Here is a 21,764-nt window from a genome sequence, read left to right as displayed (position 1 = left end):
GTTGATAATCTCTTTCGCACGGACGCTACAAGGCCCCGTCCTCGAGCCATCACCCCGTCGGATGCCCGCTAGCCTAGAGTGTTGCTACAACGCAGGGAGCACTGCATGTCGATCCAACGGACAAACGGACTGAGATCGGCTCCCGATAGCGCAACGCCCGTCGCCCCCCCTTCCGAGCCCCGTGGCAGCCTGTTCCGGCGAGTTCTGGAACCGATCAAGGAAGCCTACATTTTATTCCCGCTGCTGGCCGCCTTGCTGGTACTGGCCATCTGGTCGGCCACCCTCTACCTGATCAAGATCGAACAGACGCGGGCGCAACGCAACGCGGCCACCACCAGCCTGGAGATCAGCGCTACCTACGAAGCGCAGATGTTGCGCGCCGTTCGTGAAATTGACCAAACCCTCAAGCTGGTCAAATACACCTATGAGACCGAGGGTGAGCGTAATCCCCTGCCCAAGCTCAAGGAGCGGGCCTTGTTGCCGCCGGCCCTGTTGTTTGACGTCAGTGTGGTCACTCCGGACGGTGAACCCGTGGCGAGTACTCGCGCCAACGAAGCGGGAAATATCACCGAACCGGATGAACAACAGACGTTGCGGCACAACGATACGCTGTTGATCAGTCGCCCCTGGAAAAATCCGCTGACGGGGGAATGGCGATTGCGCTTCAGCCGTCGGCTCAACGCAGCGAACGGCGCGTTCTCGGGCATTGCCCGGGTCGAAGTCGATGCGGCTTATTTCGTCAGCAGTTATGACGATTCGAAACTCGGCGAGCGGGGTGTACTCGGACTCCTGGGCACCGATGGCATCTTCCGGGTACGACGCAGCGGAGAGTCGGTGCTGGCCGGCGATGCCGTCGACTACGCGACACTGGCGCCCAATACCGAAGACACCCAGGCGCGGCTCTCGACCAATGCCTGGGATGGCGTGCAACGCTACACCAGTGTGCGCCAGCTGTATGACTTTCCCCTGGCGGTGATTGTCGGGTTATCCGCCGAAGAACGCCTGGCCGCCGTGACCCGGCAAGCGCAGACTTACCTGTGGCGAGCCGCCGCCGGCAGTCTGCTGCTGGTGCTTCTGGCCGGCCTGCTGAGCCGCATGAACTGGCAGCTGGCGCAAAGTCGCTTGCGCGCCGCCGAAGACAAGGTCGCCTATGCCGAGCGCGTCGAGTACCTCGCCTACCACGACGGTCTCACGGCGCTGCCCAATCGCAGCCTGTTCAGCAAACTGTTGAGCCAGAACATCAGTGAAGCGCGCCGTGATCATCGGCAACTGGCGGTGCTGTTCCTCGACCTCGACCGTTTCAAACACATCAACGATACGCTGGGCCACCATGCCGGCGACCAACTGCTGCAGGAAGTCGCGGGCCGCCTCACGGCCTGCCTGCGCGCCGGCGATACCGTCGCCCGCCTGGGTGGCGACGAATTCGTGGTCCTGCTACCGGAGCTGTCCGAGGCCAAATATGTGGCGGACACCGCGCAGAAAATCCTCTCGGCCATCGCCAAGCCTTTCAAGCTTCAAGGGCAAGAGTTCCGGGTAACCGCCAGCGTCGGCATCAGCCTCTATGCGCAGGATGGCCTGGACGAGCAGACGCTGACCAAACATGCCGATATCGCCATGTATCAGGCCAAGCAACAGGGTAAAAACAACTTCCAGTTCTACTCCGAGAAACTCAACGCCGAGTCGCTGGAACGCTTGACCCTGGAACTCGGCTTGCGCCACGCACTGGAACGTAACGAGTTCCGGCTCCACTACCAGGCCAAACGCGACATCCGCAGCGGCCGGATCACCGGCATGGAGGCCCTGTTGCGCTGGGAACACCCGGACCTGGGGCTGATAGCCCCCATGCAATTTATCCCCGTCGCCGAGGAAACCGGTTTGATCGTGCCCATCGGCAAGTGGGTGCTGAGAACGGCCTGCCTGCAAAACATCGCCTGGCAACGGCAGGGGCTGCCGCATCTGGGGGTCGCCGTGAACCTGACGGCCCGGCAGTTTGTCGATGACAATCTACTCACCGACCTCGCCACGATACTGACAGAGACCGGCATGGAGCCCGGCCTGCTGGAACTGGAGATCGCCGAGAGCCTGCTCATGCAGGATGTCAAAAGAGCGCTGCAGGTGTTGAACGGCCTGAAAAAGCTGAAGATCCGGATCGCCATCGATGATTTCGGGATTGGCTACTCTTCGCTCTCGGCACTCAAGCAGTTCCCGCTCGACTCGATCAAGATCGATCGCTCGTTTATCCGTGACGTCACCAGCGTGGCGGAAGACAAGGCCCTGACCGAGGCCATTATCGCAATGGGTCGAACCCTCAGCCTGACCGTGGTGGCCCAAGGCGTGGAAACCCGCGAACAGGCCGATTTCCTGCGGGACAACGCCTGCGACGAATTCCAGGGTTTCTACTTCAACAAGCCGGTGCCCGCCGATCAGTTCGGGGTCTTGCTCCAGACACAGGCAGCCAACAAGCCCCTCGGCAGGTAACCACTCATTGCGGGTCGGCAGGAAGCGCCCTGACGCTGGCATCCACTTCACGGGACTCAATATAGCCGATGCTGTCGGGATTCCCGGCAATCCGTTTCTTCACTTCCGCGCCATTGGCTACCGCTTCCGGCGGCTGGCCCCTGCCGGTAAAAATGATTTTCGACCAGTGCGCCTTGAGCTGCGCGGCCGACTTGCCGGTGAAGCTGGTGTAGAACTCATCACGGGTTGCGGAGCCTTCCGTCTGGTCGATCGGAGTGACCGGCTTGCCGCTGGGGAAACGATTGGTCTTGCCCAGGAAGATGTCCGCCACCTGATTGCGCGTCAGCGCCTGCACCGGGCTGGCAGCGGCGACAACCACCACCACCTCGGCCATGGCAAGCGTGCTGCCCAGGCACAGGGCGAACCCTGCCAGCGTGCAACCGGCACGTTTGAGACACCGCAGGATCGGCGCCATCAGAAGACAAAATCGACAGCAAGGCTGAGCAGATTGAACGAGCCTCCCGGCTCATAGCCCGGCTGGAGATTGACCAACGGACCACTGGCGTTACTGTCTAAACGCGTGTGATCGTACTGCAGTTTGGCGTCCATATTCTTCGTGAAGTCCCAGCGCATGCCGACGGACAGGGTCTGCTGGCCGCTGCCCGATGCCAGTTGGGTGTTGAGTGCGCCGTTAAGGCCGGCCGCGACGCTCGCGAGGTCTGGCGATAAACCCGATGTCGTCAGACCCGCGCTGGACGTTTCGCTGACCGTCTTGGAGCGGGCGTAGGTGACATAGGGTGTGAAGGTGTCAATTCTATAGCCACTGCTGACATACCAGGCGTTTATCGTCCCTATTGCCGAATGGCTGTCGATATGCCCCCATTCGCCCATGACGAACCACTTGCCTGGATCATAGATGGCCCCCACGCCGATAAACTCAAAGGGCTTGCCCTTGACATCATAACGGTCGGCTATCGCATTGCCTTGCGCACCGAAGTCTCTGAAACCGTCGAACAGTGGATTGAACGACTCCACGGTCACGTGGGTTTTCTGGTAGGTGACGCGGGTGGTCAAGTCCCCGTATTCAGTCAAATTGGAAATGCCCCACGCGTCCCTGCTCAAGGTCCTGCCGGTGTTGGCGGGCATCCGGAAATCGCCCTGGCCGACATTGCCCTGCACGGTATTGGTCAGGTCGCCGAAGTGCAGCCGGTAGCTGAGGTCAAGGCCATCGGTGCTGGTGACCGGTACCAGGCTATAGACCTCTCCCGGCGGGCGTACCCATGGCAGGGTGTAACCCACTTTGCGGCTGTCGGAGAGCAGGAAAGCCGGCTGCACCGTGCGACCGGCGCGCAGGCTGAAATCGGGCGTGAACTGGTATTTGAAGTTCGCCCATTCGAGGGTGGGACGGTAGCTGTTGTCGTAATTCTGCTCCGAGATGACCTGCACCACGGCCGAGAGCTGCCGGGTAAAGTTGGCCGTTACCTGGGCGCCGATCAGGCTGTCGACATCCGCATCCCAGCTACGGGTGTGACCGGCACCGTTGGGTTTGTAGATGCTGGAGGTGAAGTCGGCGTTTTTTTCGCTGGAGTGAACAATACCCGCAGTGCCGAAACTGCTCAGGGAAAACGTGGGCATCGTGGCGTCGTCGGCCTCCACGGTGGCGGCATATAACGTCACCATGGCCAAGGCCAGCGTATTGAGTACGAGCCTCATGGGTTCAATGCAACCGCAACAGGGGATGCGAATACATCCGGGCACGCTTTCGCTCGGGAACACGCTTGGCGATTGACTGATGAAGTGTCGAGGAGGACTGCGGCCATTCGTTCTATTCCTTGTAACGTTGGCTCAATAGAATCCAGCGATACCACGAGCAAAATTGTAGACGACAAAACCCCATACGCCCGGGTTATGCAGCCGCTGCCGGGCTCGAAACCTGGCTGGGCAGTTCCAGGGTGAAGATTGCCCCTTGTCCCGGCCCGTCGCTGTGGACCTTCAATGCCCCGCCCATCTCCATGGCCGCCAGGATGCAACTGTGCAATCCGAAGCCGTGGCCGTCTTTGCGCGTGGTGAATCCGTGGGCAAAAATCCGCGTCAGATTCTCCTCGGCAATCCCCTCGCCATTGTCGATCACCTTGATGACCAGGGTCTGCTCCGGCAGCATCTCGGTATGCAGGGTAATCAGCGGAGGTCGATCGGCTGGATTGTCCATCGCGCCGCCGGCATTTTTTATCAGGTTGACCAGGATCATCAGCAAGCGGTGCTTGTCCAGTTGCAAACAGGGCGTTTCGGCAAACTCTTTCACCACGGTGACCTGGCGGGCAGCGAGGAAACTGGCATTCATGCGCAGGGCATCCTCGATCAACTGCGGTACCTGTACAGCCTCGGCAAGACTGGATGCCCCTGAATAAGACTGCTGGGCCGCGACGATTTCCTTGATGTGATCGATGCTCTGGGTCAATTGATCGAGTTCGTCGGTCATGCTCTTCTGTTCGAGCGCCAAAGCGTCCACCAACTGGTTCAGATAGCCCGGCAACAGCTTGCCCTTCTCGTCCTGGGAAATGAAGTGACCCAGATCCTCGGCATGCTCGTTCATCAACTGCACCGCTTTGCTCAGGCCCAGGGCTTTGCTGGTGCGCAACTTGCGGGTAACCACTTCGGCGGAGACATTCACGCTATTGAGCACATTGCCCACGTTATGCAGGACATTGGTGGCGATTTCCGCCATCCCGGCCTGACGCGCAATGGCGACCAGCTGGGCCTGGGCTTCGGCCGTGCGCAAGCGGCTTTGCGCGAGCTGCCAGCTCATCCGGCTCAGCAGGCCGACCAGTAACACCAGCAACAGGCTGCCGCCCGCGGCCCGCCACAAATAGGTATGCGCCTGCCCGGTCACCGTGGCCAGTTGTTCTTCTTCAGACAACCCGACGATCACCGCCAGGGGCAGGTCATAGAGCTGACGGGCGCTGGTGTAGCGGCGCACGCCGTCCCAGGTATTGGTCGCCAACAGTGCTTGGGTGTCCTCGGTGTCCGGGACCAACGCCGCATAATCGACCGCATCGCCGGCCCGAACCGATTCCCCGCTGCGCCGCACCCGGAAAACGCCATCGGTGCCCAGCAGGCCGAGCACGCCACGGTCACCGAGTTTCGAGGCGTCATAACTGCTGACGAAATAGGCCGCGTCGACCTCGACCCGTGCGATGCCCGAGAACCTGCCGTCCGGCGCGTTCAGGCGGCGACTGAAACGCAGCCGCCATTCTCCCGTCGGCGGGTTTTTCCAGGGGCGGCTGATCAACAACGTATCGTTATGCAGCAATGCCTGCCGCTCATCCGGGTCAGCGACAGTGTCCGTCTCGTAGGCCCGCGTGCTCGCTACCAGACCGCCGTCCGGATTGACCACACTGACGTCAAACAACAAGGGCGGCGGCAACAACGCCCGCTCCTTGAGCCTGGACAGGGGGTTACGTTCACCCTCGGCCTCATAGGTGTATTTGACCAGCTTGAGGGTTTGATCGATTTCGTGAACGGCGCGCAACATCTGTGCCTCATAGGTAGCACCGATCTCCAGGCTGGCCGTGCTTGCCCCGCGCTGCGCCCGTGCCAGCTCACTGCTGATGAGGTGCAGCGTTGTCGTCCAGATGACCAGCAACAGGACAGCGGCCAGCAGCGGAAACAGGATATAGGCTTCCTTGACCTGATCGAGCCCGCGCTGGAAAAAACCGCGGGTGGTCCTGGCAATGGCGCTCGCAGACCTGGCAATAGTGGGAGCCGACCTCAGTCCGTCTGGTCGTAGGATCGACATGCTGTGCTCCCTGCGTTGTACCAACACTTCTAGGCTAGAGGGCATCCGCCGGGGTTATGGCCCAAGGAGCGGGCTGGAGCTCCTTGTAGCGTCCGTGCGAAAGAGATTATCAACTGATCCGATAAGGACTATAGATCACAAACCGGGTAAGCGAACCCGCCGATCAAGCGCAAAACTCATTACACCACCTCACTAATGATGTTCTTGGCCCCACCTTTATCCGCGTTTAACAACCTAATAAATTGCTCCCACTGCCTGCCATCATGCCGATGGGCAGGTCACTGGAGACTTGTCATGCCTTTTGTCAGCGTGCGCATAACCCGCGATGGCGTTACCTCGGAGCAGAAAGCCCAGGTGATTGCCGAAATCACTGAAACCCTGCAACGGGTGCTCAACAAACGCCCGGACCTGACCCACATCGTGATCGAGGAAGTCGACACGGATAACTGGGGTTACGCCGGCATCAGCACCACCCAATACCGCAAACAACTGGCGCAAAACCCGTCATGAACGCGCCCGTCAAGCTCGACTTCATCTCCGATGTGGTCTGCCCCTGGTGCGCCCTGGGCGTGACGGCCCTGGAACGGGCCATCGCCAACCTGGCCGATGAAGTCTCGGTCGAGTTGACCTTCAAACCCTTCGAACTGAACCCGGACATGCCGGCCGAAGGCGAGCACGCGGTGCGGCACATGATGCGCAAATACGGCCGCAGCGCCGAAGAAGTCGCCGCAGGCAAGCAGATGTTGATGACCCGGGGCGAGGCCATCGGTTTTCAGTTCGACCTGGAAAAACGCAGCCATTTCTACAACACCTTCGATGCCCACCGCCTGTTGCTCTGGGCCTTGCAGGAGGGTCGGCAGATCGAACTGAAGCGAGCCTTGCTGCGCGCCTATTTCAGCGACGGGCAGAACCCGAGCGACCGGGAAACCCTGGTGCGTCTGGCAACCGAAGCGGGACTGCAGGCCGCGCCTGCCCGTGAAGTGCTGGCCAGCGGCGCGTTCGCCGACGAAGTCCGTGAACTCGAGGCTTTCTACCGCGCACGCGGCATCAACTCGGTGCCGGCCATGATCCTCAACGGCCGTCATCTGGTGTCCGGCTCGCAGTCGGTCGAGTACTACGAACAGATGCTGCGGGAAATCGCCTCCGCCGCTGCTTGATTGATCACGCCCTACCCCCTTACTTTCCATCGAGGTTTTATCATGAGCCATGCAAAAAAAGTCGTTGTGATTACTGGCGCTTCCCAAGGGATCGGCGCGGCGCTGGTCAAGGCCTACCGTGATCTCGATTACCGGGTGGTTGCCACCGCCCGCTCGGTCAAGCCGTCCACAGACCCGGACATCCTCACCGTCGCCGGTGACATTGCCGACCCGGCCACCGCCGAGCGCGTCATCCGTGAAGGTGTCGCCCGTTTTGGTCGCATCGACAGCCTGATCAACAACGCCGGGGTCTTTATCGCCAAACCGTTCACCGGCTACACCCACGAAGACTATGCCAACGTGCTGGCGGTGAACCTGAATGGTTTCTTCTACATCAGCCAGCTGGCGATTAGCGAGATGGAGAAACAAGGCAAGGGTCATATCGTCAACGTCACCACCAGCCTGGTGGATCACGCCATCGACGGGGTGCCGTCGGTACTGGCCTCGCTGACCAAGGGTGGGCTCAATTCGGCGACCAAGTCCCTGGCCATCGAGTACGCCAAGCGCGGGATCCGGGTCAATGCGGTCAGCCCCGGGATCATCAAGACCCCGATGCATGCCGAAGAAACCCATGAGGCGCTGGGCCGCCTGCATCCGGTCGGGCGGATGGGGGAAACCAGCGATATCGTCCAGGCGATTGTCTACCTGGAGTCTGCCGGGTTTGTGACGGGTGAGATCCTGCATGTGGACGGTGGGCAGAGCGCCGGTCACTAAGCACTTGAGCTGAAGAAGAACGCCTCGACCTGCAGGATTCGGGGCGTTTTTATTGGAGGTCGACGGCCAGGCTCAATCCATGTTGGGTAAAGGACTCCGTTGGCCGGCGTTCTGAAAATCGGCAATCTGCTGCCACATCGCAAGCGGATTGGAATACATGGGAAAGTGGCCACACTGCGCGATGGGGGCCAGCCGCACGCCTTCAGCCTGGATATGCGAGAGATAGGACAACGAGGCGTTCTGTTCGCCATACATGAACATGCGCGGGCATTTCAGGCCGAGAAATTTGCCCATCAGGTCCGCGTTATCGGAAAGCTCGACCATTGACTGGAAGATCCCGCGCACCGCGCCGGCCCGCACCTTGTGTCGCAAGCTGGCCGAATAAAGCGCACTGGCATACGCCGGAGCCTGGCGGGTACGCTCGATAAACGCGGCAAAAAAAGCCTCGGGATCGTCCGCCGGATAATCGACGATCTGTCGACTGAGAAAGCAGTCTTCCGGGGCAATATTGCCCTCGATATCGACGAAGCTGAGTATCCGCTGCGGGAACTGATGAGCCAGCATCAGCGCAGTGAGTCCGCCCATGGAGTGACCGACCAGATGGAAGCGCCCGATACCGAAATGCTCCAGCACCTGCAAGGCCGTCTGCAGCAGGAAAGGGATGGAGATCCTCGATAAATCATTGCACTGGCTTTCGCCGCAACCCGGTGCGTCGTAAGCGACAAAGGGATGACCGGCAAATGCCGGCTGCAGCACGATATCGGCGTAGTCTTCCTTGGTCGAGCCAAAACCATGCAGGAAGACAATCGGTGCCAAGTCACCCTCACGATAAATGGCCGCCACGTTCAGTTGAACCCCTTCGACTGCAAGAGGGAGCTGCGTATGGGTGAATGTTTCCGGTGAGGGCACGGAAGTAACTCCTTGAACAAAAGGTTTTCGCACGGACACGAATTGCCGACGGTACGGGCGACAATCTCAAGGGAATCAGGTTTTCTGTAAATTCCTGATTCAGGAAGGTTTTCATATGCAAAACCTATCAGCCTTGAACAACACCCCGCTCACACCTTGGCCTGGAACCGGGCGACCAGGGCTTCTACCAATGGATTGGGTCGGCTGGTATTCCAGGCCATCGCGGTGGTGACCACCTGCAACTTCTGGCTCAGCGGCCGAAACACCACATTGGCGGGAGCCAGCTTTTTCAGCGACGCCGGTACCAGCGCAATACCTTGGCCATAGCTGACAAAGGCGATCTGCGACGCGACCGAACGCACTTCATGCAAGACACGCGGGGAGAAACCACTGGCCCGACAGGTCGCAATCAGGTTATCGAAATACACCGGGCTGACCTTCCGAGAAAACATCACCAAGGCTTCGTTGGCCAGACTCGACAGACTGATACGCGAACGCGAGGCCAATGGGTGATCGACGGGCAATGCCACCACCAGACGATCTTCCGTCAATGGCAGTGACCGGATCGACGCCCCCAGATCACCGTCCAGCCGGGCAAACGCCAGATCGATATCCCCGGCCTCCAGCGCCGGGACGGCTTCAACGCTGTCGATTTCCCGCACCGACACCGTGAGGTGCGGGTATTCACGCTTCAGTTGTTCGATCAGCCCCGGCAACACGTCAAACATGGCCGTTGAAATCGCGCCGATGGTCAACAGGCCCGACTGCCCCGCCACCGCCTCTTCCACGGCCAGTTCCAGACGTTCCAGTTGCTCGGCGAACTTGCGTACCGCCGGCAGGATCGCGGCCCCGACCGGGGTCAGTTTCGCACCCCGTCGCGAACGCTCGAAGAGCGTGACCTTGAGCGCCTGTTCCAGGACCTGGATCTGCTCGCTCAACGGTGGCTGGGACATGCCCAGACGCTTGGCGGCGCGGCCGAAATTCTGTTCCTCGGCAACCGCCAGGAACAACCAGAGGTGACGAATCAGACGGAAATTGATCATGGTTTATCCATAGGCTCAGCGTATCAAACGCTTCTGTGATTAGTAATATACCTATCAAACCTCCTCGCCGACACTGGGCGCCTCCGTCACCACAGGGGCTCCCCCATGACCCACAAGAGTTTGCTGGAACGCTTGGCGGCGCTGGACACCAACACCGTGTCCGATGCGCTCGATTTCCTCGGCCTGCCCGGCGCCACGGTAGGGCTACGTCCGCTGTGGAAGTGCCCGAAAATCGTCGGCCGGGCCAGTACCGTACTGCTGGCCCCCAAGTCCGATAAAACACCCACCGTGCACCTGATCACTCCGGTGGTCGAACAGATCGACAGCGACGATCGGGTACTGGTGATTGCCGGCGGTCTCGAAGGCATTTCCTGCTGGGGCGATATCCTCGCCAATGCCGCGTCCGCCAAGCAGGTACGCGGCACGGTGATCGACGGTTTCAGTCGCGATATCGACGGCAGCGCAGCGATCGGCTACCCGGTCTACGGCCGTGGCGTCACGATGATCAGCGCGCGCAATCGTGTGGTGCAGGTCGATGCCGCCGTGACAATCAACGTGGCCGGCGTGGCCGTCAGCGAGGATGACTATGTGATCGCCGACAACTGCGGCACGGTGTTCGTCTCCACTGTCCACATCGACAAAGTGCTCGACCTTGGCGAACGCATTGCCCGTCGCCAGGACGGCATGGTCGAGGCCGTGCGCAACGGCCGCTCGGTGGCCGAGGTGATGCATGACACCCAGTTCGAAGCCATCCATGTGGAGCACAGCCGATGAGCCCGGAAGACCGCCAACTGGTCGCCCTCTTCGAGGGACTCGACACCCCGGGCGTGTCCGATGCCATGGACAAGCTCGGCCTGCCCGGCCAATGCCTCGGGATCGCGCCCCTGGGCAATTACAGCCAGGTGATCGTCGGCCCGGCGTTCACCGTGCAGTACGTCACGGCCAGCGTACCGCCCGGCACCGTGGGTGACTTTATCGAGGACGTGGCGCCCGGTGACATCGTGGTCATCGACAACGGCGGGCGCACCGACTGCACGGTCTGGGGCGACATCATGACCCAGTACGCCGGCGCACGACGGATTGCCGGCACCGTCATCGACGGTGTCTGCCGAGACGTGAACAAGGCGCTAGGCGATGACTACCCGATCTTCAGCAAGGGCCGCTTCATGCGCACCGGCAAGGACCGCGTACAGGTTCAGTCAGTCAACCAACCGGTGTCCATCGGCAGCGCCCGGGTTTGCGCCCGCGACATCGTGGTCGCCGATGCCAACGGCGTGGTGATCGTGCCCCGTGCCCGTGCCGTCGAAGTAGCGGCCTGTGCCCGCCAGATCGAAACGGTCGAAGCCGAGATTCGCGCCCTGATCAACCAAGGCAAAACCCTGAAAGAAGCCAGGGCCGCATTGGGTTATCACAACCTGCAGAGGAAAGTATGAGCATCGATATTCAACGCCTGAACCGGCGCCTGGCCAGCGCGCAACCGTCGGCGACCTACCGGATCATGGACCGGGTGGCGGAACGGCGGGCGCAAGGCGCAACGATCATTTCACTCTGCGCGGGCGAACCGGACTTCGATACGCCCGCGCATGTACGCGCAGCGGCCATTGATGCCATCGAACACGGCCACACCCGCTACACCCAGGTCGCCGGTGTCCGTTCGCTGCGTGAAGCGGTGGCCGCCAAGTTCCGGCGCGAGAACGGCCTGGACGTCACCTGGCAGGACACCCTGGTCTGCAACGGCGGCAAACAGGTGATCTACAACGCCCTGGCGGCCACGCTGAACGAGGGCGACCAGGTCATAGTACCCGCGCCCTACTGGGTCAGTTACCCGGAGATGGTCCAGCTGTGCGGTGGCGAAACCCGGATCGTCGTCTGTGATGCCGATACGGGTTTCAAGCTGACCGCCTCGGCACTGAATGACGCAATCACGCCGCAGACCCGCTGGCTGATCCTCAATTCGCCGTCCAACCCCACCGGCGCAGTGTACAGCCGGGAGGAGCTCCAGGCACTGGCCGAGGTATTGCTGGCCCATCCCCAGGTGCTGATCCTGGCCGATGATATCTATGAACACCTGATCTTCGACGATCAAGCCTTCCACACCCTGGCCCAGGTGGAGCCACGGCTGGCAACGCGAACCCTGACCATGAACGGCGTCTCCAAGGCCTATGCCATGACCGGCTGGCGCATCGGCTTTGCCACCGGGCCACGCTGGTTGCTGGATGCCATGGAAAAGCTGCAAGGGCAACAGACCTCGGGGGCGAGTTCGGTTTCACAACAAGCGGCACTCGCGGCACTGGAAGGCCCCAAGGACTTCATCCAGGAAAGCCGGGCGGTTTTCCAGCGCCGTCGCGACTTGATGGTGGCACTGCTGAATGACATACCAGGACTGGAATGCGTGAGTCCGGCGGGCGCGTTCTATGCTTTTGCCTCCTGTGCCGGCCTGATTGGCAGCACCTCTCCCGCAGGGCGAGTACTGCACAACGATGAAGATATCGCCCATGCGCTGCTGGATGAAGCGGATGTCGCCGTTGTGCAGGGCAGCGCGTTCGGGTTGGGGCCTTATATCCGTATCGCCTATGCCTTGGATGACGATTCGCTGCGTCAGGCCTGCGATGCCATTCGCCAATTCTGCGGTGCCCTGGATCGATCCCGAACGGGCGCCGCCAATCCAGGTACTCGAAGCTTTTTACCCTCGGTCTGATCTAAATCAAGCCTCTCAATCCCATTCACGGTGACAGTAAATAGCCGTGTTTGTACGGCGCCGTATCGATTGGAAGTCGCAGTCGGGAAACCCGACCTTGTCAGGACTGGCGAATCGATCCCACTTTCCCGGGCAACGCAAGTGTCTTGGCGCTTGCTTCCCCCGGCTCACCCAAGAGGAGATGTGACGATGGCTAATAGCGTAAAAAAAATGCCGCTGCATAGCGAAGACAAGACCAGCCACCACCCGGTAACGACTGATCTGTGGCGCCCTCTGGAAAAACTGCGGCAACAGGTGGACCACCTGTTCGAAGACTTCACCCACGGCTCCGGACTGCCGTCCTTTGGACGTGGCCTGTTCGATGTGGAGCCGTTCTGGCGTCGGGAACTGATCACTCACGCAATGCCTGCCGTGGATATCGTCGAGAAAGACAAAAGCTTCGAAATCACCGCAGAACTTCCCGGCATGGATCAGAAAAATATTGAGATCAAACTGTCCAATGGCAGCTTGATCATCAAAGGGGAGAAGAAAGAGGACAAGGAAGAAAAAAGGAAGGGGTATCACATGACCGAGCGCCATTACGGCAGCTTCGAGCGTGTCTTCAACTTGCCGACGTCAGTCGAGGCGGAAAAGATCGAAGCCAACTTCAGCAAAGGTGTATTGAGTATCTCCTTGCCGAAGAAAGCCGACGCCATGAAGGCGGAAAAAGTCGTACCGATCAAAGGCGACTGAACAGGTAGGTACTTCGCCCCTGCCGGAATACCGGCAGGGGCTTTTTGCTGCTTGCCAATCGGCAGACGAACGCCGATATCGAACAAGCCTTGATCGACAAGGGCTGTAGGGTAAAGCAACAACCCAGCCTCCCTGGCCGGGTGGCACAACCGTCGTTACTTGCGAGCGGCTTTTTCCAGCATGCGATTGGCCCGTTCGTTGGCCTCGTCAGCCGTGCGTTGCGCCTGGGCGGCGGCAGCCATTGCCTGCTCGGCCTTGGTGTAGGCCTCATCAGCTTTTAAGCGGGCCGACGCGGCATTGTTTTCCGCGGAGTCCAGGCGCGCATCCATTTCACGAGCATGTTGATGACTGCAACCCGCGGTTGCCGCCAGCATCACGCCCAGTACTGCAACAGACAGGAACTTGTTCATGGTATTGCCCTCGGTAAGTGCACTTGAGAAATCAGATGGTCCGGAAAGTATCGGGGCTGAAGAAAACCGAACTCTGATCTTTATCAACTAACGGCGCGAATGTCGGACACAACCCTTCGCCCAAAGGGCAACACCCGTGGACCGCAGATCCAGGCATTTTTGATATAACTCAATGATTTCCCAGCCCCAAAGCGTAGAACTCGGAAGTGGCCGGTCTGTTGCGCTGCGTCATGAACGACGAACCCGAATAGCCCGGCGTTGAAAATACCGCCCTCTCCCCTCTTTGCTCCCTGGGCCAAGGTCATGAAAAAGACTCATCAGTGGAACCTGTCGTATTTCTTCATCGCCTTGTTGGCGTTTGCCGCACTGCAGATGTTCCTCGGTCAACAACACCCCGTGGAAAGCCTGCCCTACAGCCAGTTCCTCCAACTGCTGGACGCTCACAAAGTCAGTGACTTGCAAGTGGAAAAGGATCAGATCAGCGGCAAGCTGCAAGAACCCATCAATGGCCATGATCGATTCAGCACGGTACGCGTCGACCCCGCCCTGGCGACCGAACTGGCACAGTCCAATGCCACCTTCTCCGGGGTCACTGAAAACACCCTGCTCACCGGCTTGATCGGCTGGCTGCTGCCCTTTGTCATGATCATGGTGGTCTGGCACTTCCTGTTCCGCGGCATGGCCGAGAAGCAGGGCCTAGGCGGAATGATGAATGTCGGCAAGTCGCGGGCCAAGGTCTTTGTCCAGCGCGATACCGGCGTGACCTTTGCCGATGTCGCCGGTATCGACGAGGCCAAGGCCGAGCTGGTGGAAATCGTCTCCTTCCTCAAGGACAAGGAACAGTACTCGCGCCTGGGCGCCCATATTCCCAAAGGCACGCTGCTGGTCGGTCCACCGGGGACCGGCAAGACCCTGGCGGCCAAGGCCATTGCCGGTGAAGCCGGCGTACCGTTTTTTTCCATCTCGGGGTCCGAATTCGTCGAGATGTTCGTTGGCGTCGGCGCCGCCCGGGTCCGTGACCTGTTCGAGCAGGCACGGCAGGCCGCCCCCTGCATTATTTTCATCGACGAGCTGGATGCCTTGGGCAAGGCGCGCGGTGTGGGAACCCTGGGGGGCAACGATGAAAAAGAACAGACCCTCAATCAGCTCTTGGCGGAGCTGGATGGCTTTGACCCCCGCGAAGGGGTAGTCCTGCTGGCAGCGACCAACCGCCCGGAAATTCTTGATCCCGCCCTGCTGCGCGCCGGTCGCTTTGATCGGCAGATCCTGATCGACCGTCCCGACCGCAAGGGACGCCTGGCCATTCTCAAGGTCCACCTGCAGAAAATCACCCTGGACCCCGGCACCGATGCCGAGCGAATTGCCGATATCACCACTGGTTTTACCGGGGCCGACTTGGCCAACCTGATCAATGAAGCCGCAATCGTCGCCACCCGCCGGGCAGGCTCGAGCGTCAACCTGCAGGACTTCACCAACGCGGTAGAACGCATCGTCGTGGGCCTTGAACATAAAAGCAGCCTGCTGCATCCCGAAGAACGCCTGATCGTGGCCTATCACGAGATGGGACATGCCCTGGCTGCCGCGACCCTGCCCGGGATGGACCCGGTGCACAAAGTGTCCATTATCCCCCGCGCCGCCGGCTCATTGGGCTACACCTTGCAGCGACCGACCGAAGACCACTTCCTGATCAGTTGCCAGATGCTCAAGGATCGGATTGTGGTGCTGATGGCCGGACGCGCGGCCGAATACATCGTCTATGGCCAGATCTCCACTGGCGCGGCCGACGATCTGGCACGCGCCACCGATATCGCCCGGCAGTTGATCACCCGCTTCGGCATGAGCGCCGAGCTCGGCCAGTCGGTACTGGAACGGCGGTCTTCCACCTATCTGGGTGAACATCTGCCTGGCATGGGCGAAAAAGACTACTCGGAACAGACCGCCCGGGAGATCGACCTGGGTATTCGCGTCTTGCTCGATGAAGCCTACGCACGTGCCCAGGCGCTGCTCAAGCAGCGGCGCGCCGATCTGGATAGCGGTGCCAACCTGCTGATGGAGAAGGAGACGCTCACGCCCGAGGAGTTCCCCGCCCTGATGCCGTCGGCCTGCGAAGCCCGTCATGTTATCGCCCTCACCGGCCCATCGGGTCAGGCCGTGGACGGGACCACGCCTCTCTTCGAGCGGCACCGCTGAACAACATGGGCAGCTGATCCGGGATCGCTGCAACATCACTGTTTCAGGAGAATCGTCATGCATGCCATGGTCCTGCACGCCCCCGGCCAGCCCCTGCAATCGGAGGAGCGGCAGATTCCGCATCCCCTGCAAGGGCAACTGCTGATCAAGGTGCTGGCCTGTGGCGTGTGCCGCACGGATCTGCATCTGCTGGACGGAGAACTGCCCCAGGCGGTGCTGCCCAGGGTGCCCGGGCATGAAATCGTCGGTGAAGTGATCGCTGTCGGCAGCGATGTCGCCTCCAGCTGGATCGGCCAGCGGGTCGGCGTGCCCTGGTTGGGCTGGACATGCGGGGAATGCGAATTCTGCCGCTCGGGCCGGGAAAATCTCTGCGAGCAAGCGCAATTCACCGGCTGTCACCTGGACGGCGGCTATGCGCAATACACAGTGGCCGATGCCCGATTCTGCTTTGCCCTGCCCGAAGGCATGAGCGCGACTGAAGCCGCGCCCCTGCTCTGCGCCGGCTTGATCGGCTTTCGCGCCTTGCGCATGGCCGGCACGGCGCAGCACCTGGGTCTCTACGGCTTCGGCGCGGCGGCCCATCTGGCGATCCAGGTGGCGCTGGGCCGGGGACAGCAAGTCTATGCTTTCACCCGGCCCGGAGACACCGAAGGCCAGGCTTATGCTCGTGCACTCGGCACGACCTGGGCGGGCCCTTCGGACCAGCCATCACCCCATCTGCTGGATGCGAGCCTGATCTTTGCCCCGGTCGGTCCGTTGGTCCCACAGGCGCTGGCCTCCACGGTCCGCGGGGGCTGTGTGATCTGCGCCGGTATTCATATGAGCGATGTGCCAGGTTTTCCCTACCGGCTACTGTGGGGCGAACGCTGCATACGCTCGGTAGCCAATCTCACGCGCGACGACGGCACGGCATTTTTCGACGAAATCCGCCGTACACCGGTACATTGCGACGTCACGGTTTTTCCCCTGGCCGAGGCCAACCAGGCCTTGGCGCAACTCAGGGCGGGAGCGGTCAAGGGGGCAATCGTGCTGACCCCCTGGCCAGCAACCGAGCAGGATCACGATGCGCTCCAGCGAGTTGTCATTACCCTCTGAAAATATCGAAAGGCTCGATTCTCAGGACCTTGCGGATACCCACATAGCTGGAGACCCCGGCGATCAGGAGCACCATGACGAAGGCCAGCCCGAGGTTCCAGAACGTGATGATGGCCGCGTAGTTGGGCAGGTTGGAGCGCGCCACGGAGATCATCAGCGTGACCAGGCCGATGCCCAATCCATAACCGGTCATCGCCGTGAACGTGGCCATGAACAGGATCATGTAGATCAGTTCACGGCTCTTGGCGCCAATGGCCTTGAGGGCGGCAAACTTGTCCAGGTTTTCCAGGATAAAGGTGTAGAACGTCTGGCCGGAAATCGACAGACCGACCAGAAAGCTGATGACTGTCATCATCAGGATATTGGTGCCTACCCCGGTCTGATAGATGTAGTAATTGGCGATGCGCTGGTTGAACTCGTCCTTGGTCAGGGCGATGTACCCCAACTTCGAGACCTGTTGCTTGATCTGGCTCACGGCCGCTTCATCGCGGGGATCCAGGAGGATATAGGAGATGGTGAACCGGGTGGTCGGCAGGTATTCGATGGCGCGCCGGTAGGTGGTGTAGAGCGTCGGCACCCCGGTCAGGCCGCTGGTGAGGACCTTGGCAATGCCGACAATGGTGCCGCGATGATCATTGAGCTCGAAGGCGGTGCCTATCCTTGGGTTCTCCAGCTTCGAAAACTCGGCATCGTGGACCATGATGAACGCGTTTTCGGCGTAGATATCCTCGATGGCCCCCTGCTCCAGTAACGGCCGGCCGAACAGGCTGGTGTCATCCAGGCCGATCACACTGACAGACTGGTAAGTGCCGCTGGCCAGCCGGACCTGGGCGCCGCCGATGAAAATCGGCACGGCATAGCGGACCTGGTCCATGCTGCGCACTGCATCAAGCAGGTAATCCGGCAGCGGGATGACGCTGGTCGGGGTGTTCACGGCAGGGTCCAGGATCCACATCGCCGCACCGATATTGGTCACCGTCGAGTAGGCCCGGTTGAGGATCCCGGCAAACATCGCCGTCATCTGCATCATCAGGAATACCGAAAAGGTAATACCCACCAGCAACGCGGAAAACTTGGAGCGGTCATTGACCAGGAGTTTGAAACCTATGCGCAGAATGCCGAAGTGCTTCATGGGCCGGGCCTGCTGCCGGTGGCGTCGACTCGGTTCCACCAGCCGCCCCCCAGGGCAACGAACAGGCCGACGGTGTCCTGATGACGTTGGGCAAGCGCCTGCAAATAGGCGATGTTGACCTGATGCAGTTGCACATCGGCGGCCAGCAGATCCAGATAGGTCACCAGGCCCGAGCGATAGTTGGCTTGCAACAACCGCAAGGCCTCTGCGGAGGCGGCCTGGGCTTCGGCCTGCTTTTGCAAGGCCTGGGCATCGAACTCCAGCGCCTTGAGGGTATCGGCGACCTGGGCAAAAGATTCCAGCACCACTTCCCGATAACCCGCCGCAGCCTGCTGATAGGCATCGATCGCGGCCTTGCGGCCAAACCACAGGCTGCCACCCTGGAACAGCGGGATATCGATCGACGGCCCGACACTCCAGAAACGCCCGGCACCGGCGAACAATGATCCGGGGCTTGATCCGGCAGTGCCATAGGTGCCAGTCAGGCTGAAGCTGGGAAACATCGCCGCCGTAGCCACGCCGATAGCGGCGCTGGCCTGGTGCAGCTGTGCTTCGGCGGAGAGGATGTCCGGGCGCTGGCGGACCAATACCGAAGGCAGGCTGACGGGGAGATCCTTGGGTAACGACAGCCCGCTCAACTGGATGTCCGGGAGTTTGACTTCGGACGGTACAACGCCTTCCAGGGTGGCCAGCAAATGCTCGGCCTGGCTGACTTTCTGCCGCAGGGCCGGCAACAGCGCCTCGTTGCTGGCGATCAGGCTTTGCAAGCTGAGGATCGCCGAATACGGCGTCGTACCACTGCGTACCTGCACCTGGGTGGTTTGCAACTGCTGCTTTTGCAGTTCGATCAGTTGTTCGGTGGCCTGGATCTGCGCGGCATAAGCCGCGCGAGCAATGGCGGCATTGACGACATTGGCGGTCAAGGTGAGGTAAGCCGCCTGGGTCAGCCAGGCCTGATGATCGACCTGGGCCTGCAGGCCTTCCACGGTTCGACGTTCGCCGCCGAAAATATCCAGGGTGTAGCTGATCGTGCCACTCAAGGTCACGACATTGAAGATCGAGCCCTTGGTACCCAGTCCTTGCTGGATGGGTGCGCTGCGCTCACGATCGGCGCCCGCGTGAACGTCCAGGTGCGGGTAGAAAACCCCATAGCCGGCCATGAGCGTATCCTGGCTTTGCCGCAAGCTGGCCTCGGCTGCCCGCAGGGTCATGTTGTTGGCAATCGCCTGATGGACCACCGCATCCAGCGAAGCGGACTGGAACAGCCGCCACCAGTCAGGCGCGACCTCGGCCCCCGGCAAAAAGCGCTGCGCCTGCCCTTGGGCGGCCACGGTGGCGCTGATCGGATCGCGAATATAACCCTCCTGTGCCGGGGCCACCGGACGTGAGAAATCCGGACCGAGGGTGCAAGCGCTGGTCAGCGTCAACAAGCTGAGGACCAGCCAGCGGCCACAGGGCCGCATCGGGCGAAACACGCGCGACTGGTCCATTATTTCTGCCCTATGAAAACATCCACCAACTGCCCCGGGTACACCATCGGGAGGTCTTTTTTCTCAAAGCGGAAAATCACCGGCAAGACCCTCAGGTCGACTTTCTCCTGGCGCTGATCGGACAACTCGATTTTCGGCGAAACATAGGGCTGCACCCGCACGAACTCCAGCGGCACCTTGATCTCCGTGCCATGGATCTGCATCTGCGCGCGGATATGTTCAGGCGCCGGCAAGCGGGCAATCAGGATCTCGTCGATGTAACAGCGCACGGCCAGATGATCCTGCTCGGAACTCATGACCAGCAACGGCGTGAAACCCTCGGTGTAGGTGTTATAGGCGCCCTGGGACGACACATAGCTGCCGACGGTGCTGTTGATGGCCAACACCACCCCATTCGCGGGCGCCTTGATCGCATACTGCGCCAGCGTCGCCGCCGCGGCCTTCAACGCCGCCTGGGCCTGGGCCGCCGTGTCCCTGGCGGTATCGAGGGTATCCTTGCTGATCGACTTGGGGTCCATGCCGTAGGAGGCCAGACGCTTGCTGTACTGGTCCCGGGCAGTGCTCAGATTGGCCTGTGCCAACTCGAAATTGGCCCTGGGCACGGCATCGTCAAGGGTCACCAACGGCATCCCCAGGGTCACCTTCTGCCCCTCGTGCACCAACAGTTGCGTCACTGGCCCGGCCACCTGCGGGTAAATCACGATGTCGGAGCCGCCGGACTGTTCACTCTCGATAATGCCGTTGGCATAAATCGCGGTCTCATAGGGACTGCTCGCCGGGGCGAAGACCGGCGGCGGCGTCTGTGGAGTGCGCCCAAACAGATAGGCGGCCACCAGGCCGGCCAGGACACCGAGTACGGCCACACCGAACAGCAGGCGGTTTTTCATGAGGCGACCCGTTCCAGTTCGGTGATGCGCCCGTCTTCCATGTGAATGATGCGATCGGCGTACTCGTTGATCCGCGCATCGTGGGTGACGATCAGGATGCACCGCTGCTGGTTGAGGATATGGGTCTTGACGAAGGCGATGATCATTTTCCCGGTATCGCCATCGAGGGACGCGGTCGGTTCGTCGAAGATCAGAATCTGTGGTTCGCCGACAATCGCCCGGGCAATGGCCACCCGTTGTTGTTCGCCGCCGGACAGCTTGACCGGCAGAATATCCCCGCGATCCTTGAGGCCGACCACTTCCAGGCTGCGCCGAGCCCGGACAATGGCATCGTCCCAGTCGTGATGCTGGAGAATCAGCGGAATCGCCACATTCTCGGCGGCGGTCAAGCGGGCGAAGAGGTGATAGTCCTGAAACACGAAGCCAATGTTATTGAGGCGCAGCTCGGCCAATTGGTCAGTGCCCAGGCTCCAGATATCCTGGCCATTGATGGTCACCGTGCCGGCATCGGGGCGCAGGATGCCGGAGATCATGCTGAGAAACGTGGTCTTGCCACTCCCGGAGGGACCGACGATAAACACCATCTCGCCAAACCCGGCGACCAGTGATACCTGGTTGACCGCCTGCATGCGCGCATTGCCTTCGCCAAACCATTTGCTCAGGCCGTTTGAAACGATCGCCGGATGCGTTGTAGAAACGACTGGAGCGGTACTCATGATCTCTCCTGCCCGGCAGGCCAAGGTATGGAAATAGCTACGCGGTGTTTGCCAGCCTTGGGGACATCGGTTGTGACGGCGCGCTTTCCCGGGTCTCCGTTGGAAACTCCAGGGGGTGTGGCAAGTATCTGGCGCCCTTGCCAATGCCCCCTGATCTTTATCAACAAATGGCCATCTATCGGTCTACAAAAAGCACTGTTGATTTAGCTCAATAATTTTTCGTCGCCCCAGGGTAGAAAGCACTGATCGGTACCAGGCGCGAGGGTGGTAGGCGATCATTTTTCTTCCATTGCTGGAGG

The 21,764-nt window shown here is 60.7% G+C and carries 20 protein-coding genes; 10 read left to right on the top strand and 10 right to left on the bottom strand.

Translation table 11 applies throughout. The annotated features are described in order from the left end of the window. Positions 1-105: 105 nt before the first annotated feature. Positions 106-2,478: an EAL domain-containing protein gene (locus M5B42_RS10940; protein ID WP_248745810.1), complete on the top strand. Its 2,373-nt coding sequence runs from the start codon at positions 106-108 to the stop codon at positions 2,476-2,478. 4 nt (positions 2,479-2,482) lie between these two features. On the opposite strand, the gene M5B42_RS10935 is transcribed toward M5B42_RS10940, so the two are convergent. The 3 genes from M5B42_RS10935 to M5B42_RS10925 all read right to left on the bottom strand — a co-directional run bounded on the left by M5B42_RS10935 (position 2,483) and on the right by M5B42_RS10925 (position 6,253). After that, positions 2,483-2,932, bottom strand: a complete 450-nt coding sequence (locus M5B42_RS10935) for a phosphate ABC transporter substrate-binding protein (protein WP_248745809.1) — start codon at positions 2,930-2,932, stop codon at positions 2,483-2,485. Continuing rightward, positions 2,932-4,170, bottom strand: a complete 1,239-nt coding sequence (locus M5B42_RS10930; protein WP_248745808.1) for a porin — start codon at positions 4,168-4,170, stop codon at positions 2,932-2,934. The genes M5B42_RS10935 and M5B42_RS10930 overlap by 1 nt, the downstream gene beginning before the upstream one ends. 193 nt (positions 4,171-4,363) lie before the next feature. Next, positions 4,364-6,253, bottom strand: a complete 1,890-nt coding sequence (locus M5B42_RS10925; RefSeq protein ID WP_248745807.1) for an ATP-binding protein — start codon at positions 6,251-6,253, stop codon at positions 4,364-4,366. 294 nt (positions 6,254-6,547) lie between these two features. Between M5B42_RS10925 and M5B42_RS10920 the strand changes: the two genes are divergently transcribed. From M5B42_RS10920 to M5B42_RS10910, 3 genes are read left to right on the top strand one after another with little or no spacing between them, the layout of a single operon-like run. Then, entirely contained in the window at positions 6,548-6,763 is a 216-nt protein-coding gene (locus tag M5B42_RS10920) for a 4-oxalocrotonate tautomerase family protein (protein ID WP_248745806.1), read from the top strand. Then, entirely contained in the window at positions 6,760-7,410 is a 651-nt protein-coding gene (locus M5B42_RS10915; protein ID WP_103494358.1) for a DsbA family oxidoreductase, read from the top strand. The genes M5B42_RS10920 and M5B42_RS10915 overlap by 4 nt, the downstream gene beginning before the upstream one ends. A gap of 42 nt (positions 7,411-7,452) precedes the next feature. Further along, positions 7,453-8,163 (top strand): SDR family oxidoreductase, encoded by a 711-nt coding sequence (locus tag M5B42_RS10910; RefSeq protein WP_103494357.1) that lies wholly within the window; start codon positions 7,453-7,455, stop codon positions 8,161-8,163. A 72-nt stretch (positions 8,164-8,235) separates the two neighbouring features. On the opposite strand, the gene M5B42_RS10905 is transcribed toward M5B42_RS10910, so the two are convergent. Together M5B42_RS10905 and M5B42_RS10900 are read right to left on the bottom strand one after the other, a co-directional pair. Next, positions 8,236-9,072: an alpha/beta hydrolase gene (locus M5B42_RS10905; protein WP_248745805.1), complete on the bottom strand. Its 837-nt coding sequence runs from the start codon at positions 9,070-9,072 to the stop codon at positions 8,236-8,238. Between the two features lie 149 nt (positions 9,073-9,221). Beyond that, entirely contained in the window at positions 9,222-10,115 is an 894-nt protein-coding gene (locus tag M5B42_RS10900; protein ID WP_248745804.1) for a LysR family transcriptional regulator, read from the bottom strand. A 105-nt stretch (positions 10,116-10,220) separates the two neighbouring features. Here M5B42_RS10900 and M5B42_RS10895 point away from each other — a divergent pair, with 105 nt between their 5' ends. The 4 genes from M5B42_RS10895 (at position 10,221) to M5B42_RS10880 (ending at position 13,545) form a co-directional block, all read left to right on the top strand. After that, complete coding sequence (locus M5B42_RS10895) at positions 10,221-10,889, top strand: RraA family protein (protein ID WP_248745803.1); 669 nt, start codon at positions 10,221-10,223, stop codon at positions 10,887-10,889. Beyond that, on the top strand, positions 10,886-11,548 hold the full coding sequence (locus M5B42_RS10890) for an RraA family protein (RefSeq protein ID WP_248745802.1): 663 nt from the start codon (positions 10,886-10,888) through the stop codon (positions 11,546-11,548). The genes M5B42_RS10895 and M5B42_RS10890 overlap by 4 nt, the downstream gene beginning before the upstream one ends. Further along, positions 11,545-12,813: a pyridoxal phosphate-dependent aminotransferase gene (locus M5B42_RS10885; RefSeq protein ID WP_248745801.1), complete on the top strand. Its 1,269-nt coding sequence runs from the start codon at positions 11,545-11,547 to the stop codon at positions 12,811-12,813. The genes M5B42_RS10890 and M5B42_RS10885 overlap by 4 nt, the downstream gene beginning before the upstream one ends. 189 nt (positions 12,814-13,002) lie before the next feature. Beyond that, a complete protein-coding gene (locus M5B42_RS10880) occupies positions 13,003-13,545 on the top strand; it encodes an Hsp20/alpha crystallin family protein (protein WP_177099253.1) in 543 nt (180 codons plus the stop codon). Between the two features lie 155 nt (positions 13,546-13,700). Here M5B42_RS10880 and M5B42_RS10875 read toward each other — a convergent pair whose 3' ends face one another. Further along, a complete protein-coding gene (locus tag M5B42_RS10875) occupies positions 13,701-13,955 on the bottom strand; it encodes an Lpp/OprI family alanine-zipper lipoprotein (RefSeq protein ID WP_152740864.1) in 255 nt (84 codons plus the stop codon). Positions 13,956-14,258: 303 nt separating this feature from the next. Between M5B42_RS10875 and ftsH the strand changes: the two genes are divergently transcribed. Further along, complete coding sequence (ftsH, locus tag M5B42_RS10870) at positions 14,259-16,145, top strand: ATP-dependent zinc metalloprotease FtsH (RefSeq protein ID WP_248745800.1); 1,887 nt, start codon at positions 14,259-14,261, stop codon at positions 16,143-16,145. A gap of 57 nt (positions 16,146-16,202) precedes the next feature. Then, the gene (locus M5B42_RS10865) at positions 16,203-17,240 is read left to right on the top strand and encodes a zinc-dependent alcohol dehydrogenase family protein (protein WP_248745799.1); all 1,038 of its coding nucleotides are present in this window, start codon (positions 16,203-16,205) and stop codon (positions 17,238-17,240) included. Here the strand turns inward: M5B42_RS10865 and M5B42_RS10860 are convergent. The 4 genes from M5B42_RS10860 to M5B42_RS10845 are packed head-to-tail and all read right to left on the bottom strand — an operon-like array spanning position 17,230 to position 21,465. Next, positions 17,230-18,372 carry an ABC transporter permease gene (locus M5B42_RS10860; protein ID WP_152740861.1) on the bottom strand — a complete coding sequence of 381 codons (1,143 nt, stop codon included), beginning with the start codon at positions 18,370-18,372 and terminating at the stop codon, positions 17,230-17,232. The genes M5B42_RS10865 and M5B42_RS10860 overlap by 11 nt on opposite strands. Further along, entirely contained in the window at positions 18,369-19,862 is a 1,494-nt protein-coding gene (locus tag M5B42_RS10855) for an efflux transporter outer membrane subunit (protein ID WP_248745798.1), read from the bottom strand. Before M5B42_RS10855 ends, M5B42_RS10860 begins: the two co-directional genes overlap by 4 nt. Next, on the bottom strand, positions 19,862-20,749 hold the full coding sequence (locus tag M5B42_RS10850; RefSeq protein WP_103494347.1) for an efflux RND transporter periplasmic adaptor subunit: 888 nt from the start codon (positions 20,747-20,749) through the stop codon (positions 19,862-19,864). The genes M5B42_RS10855 and M5B42_RS10850 overlap by 1 nt, the downstream gene beginning before the upstream one ends. Further along, the gene (locus M5B42_RS10845; protein WP_103494346.1) at positions 20,746-21,465 is read right to left on the bottom strand and encodes an ABC transporter ATP-binding protein; all 720 of its coding nucleotides are present in this window, start codon (positions 21,463-21,465) and stop codon (positions 20,746-20,748) included. The genes M5B42_RS10850 and M5B42_RS10845 overlap by 4 nt, the downstream gene beginning before the upstream one ends. Between the last annotated feature and the right edge of the window lie 299 nt (positions 21,466-21,764).

The sequence above is a fragment of the Pseudomonas sp. MWU12-2037 genome, from assembly GCF_023242345.1.
GTDB lineage: Bacteria > Pseudomonadota > Gammaproteobacteria > Pseudomonadales > Pseudomonadaceae > Aquipseudomonas > Aquipseudomonas gingeri_D.
Note: the sequence above shows the minus strand (reverse complement) of the source record. Positions and strands in the feature narration are given on the sequence as shown.

Coding starts and splice junctions, on each gene's coding strand:
- M5B42_RS10940 (WP_248745810.1), top strand. CDS start 106: ATGTCGATCCAACGGACAAACGGACTGAGATCGGCTCCCGATAGCGCA.
- M5B42_RS10935 (WP_248745809.1), bottom strand. CDS start 2,932: ATGGCGCCGATCCTGCGGTGTCTCAAACGTGCCGGTTGCACGCTGGCA.
- M5B42_RS10930 (WP_248745808.1), bottom strand. CDS start 4,170: ATGAGGCTCGTACTCAATACGCTGGCCTTGGCCATGGTGACGTTATAT.
- M5B42_RS10925 (WP_248745807.1), bottom strand. CDS start 6,253: ATGTCGATCCTACGACCAGACGGACTGAGGTCGGCTCCCACTATTGCC.
- M5B42_RS10920 (WP_248745806.1), top strand. CDS start 6,548: ATGCCTTTTGTCAGCGTGCGCATAACCCGCGATGGCGTTACCTCGGAG.
- M5B42_RS10915 (WP_103494358.1), top strand. CDS start 6,760: ATGAACGCGCCCGTCAAGCTCGACTTCATCTCCGATGTGGTCTGCCCC.
- M5B42_RS10910 (WP_103494357.1), top strand. CDS start 7,453: ATGAGCCATGCAAAAAAAGTCGTTGTGATTACTGGCGCTTCCCAAGGG.
- M5B42_RS10900 (WP_248745804.1), bottom strand. CDS start 10,115: ATGATCAATTTCCGTCTGATTCGTCACCTCTGGTTGTTCCTGGCGGTT.
- M5B42_RS10895 (WP_248745803.1), top strand. CDS start 10,221: ATGACCCACAAGAGTTTGCTGGAACGCTTGGCGGCGCTGGACACCAAC.
- M5B42_RS10890 (WP_248745802.1), top strand. CDS start 10,886: ATGAGCCCGGAAGACCGCCAACTGGTCGCCCTCTTCGAGGGACTCGAC.
- M5B42_RS10885 (WP_248745801.1), top strand. CDS start 11,545: ATGAGCATCGATATTCAACGCCTGAACCGGCGCCTGGCCAGCGCGCAA.
- M5B42_RS10880 (WP_177099253.1), top strand. CDS start 13,003: ATGGCTAATAGCGTAAAAAAAATGCCGCTGCATAGCGAAGACAAGACC.
- M5B42_RS10875 (WP_152740864.1), bottom strand. CDS start 13,955: ATGAACAAGTTCCTGTCTGTTGCAGTACTGGGCGTGATGCTGGCGGCA.
- ftsH (WP_248745800.1), top strand. CDS start 14,259: ATGAAAAAGACTCATCAGTGGAACCTGTCGTATTTCTTCATCGCCTTG.
- M5B42_RS10865 (WP_248745799.1), top strand. CDS start 16,203: ATGCATGCCATGGTCCTGCACGCCCCCGGCCAGCCCCTGCAATCGGAG.
- M5B42_RS10860 (WP_152740861.1), bottom strand. CDS start 18,372: ATGAAGCACTTCGGCATTCTGCGCATAGGTTTCAAACTCCTGGTCAAT.
- M5B42_RS10855 (WP_248745798.1), bottom strand. CDS start 19,862: ATGGACCAGTCGCGCGTGTTTCGCCCGATGCGGCCCTGTGGCCGCTGG.
- M5B42_RS10850 (WP_103494347.1), bottom strand. CDS start 20,749: ATGAAAAACCGCCTGCTGTTCGGTGTGGCCGTACTCGGTGTCCTGGCC.
- M5B42_RS10845 (WP_103494346.1), bottom strand. CDS start 21,465: ATGAGTACCGCTCCAGTCGTTTCTACAACGCATCCGGCGATCGTTTCA.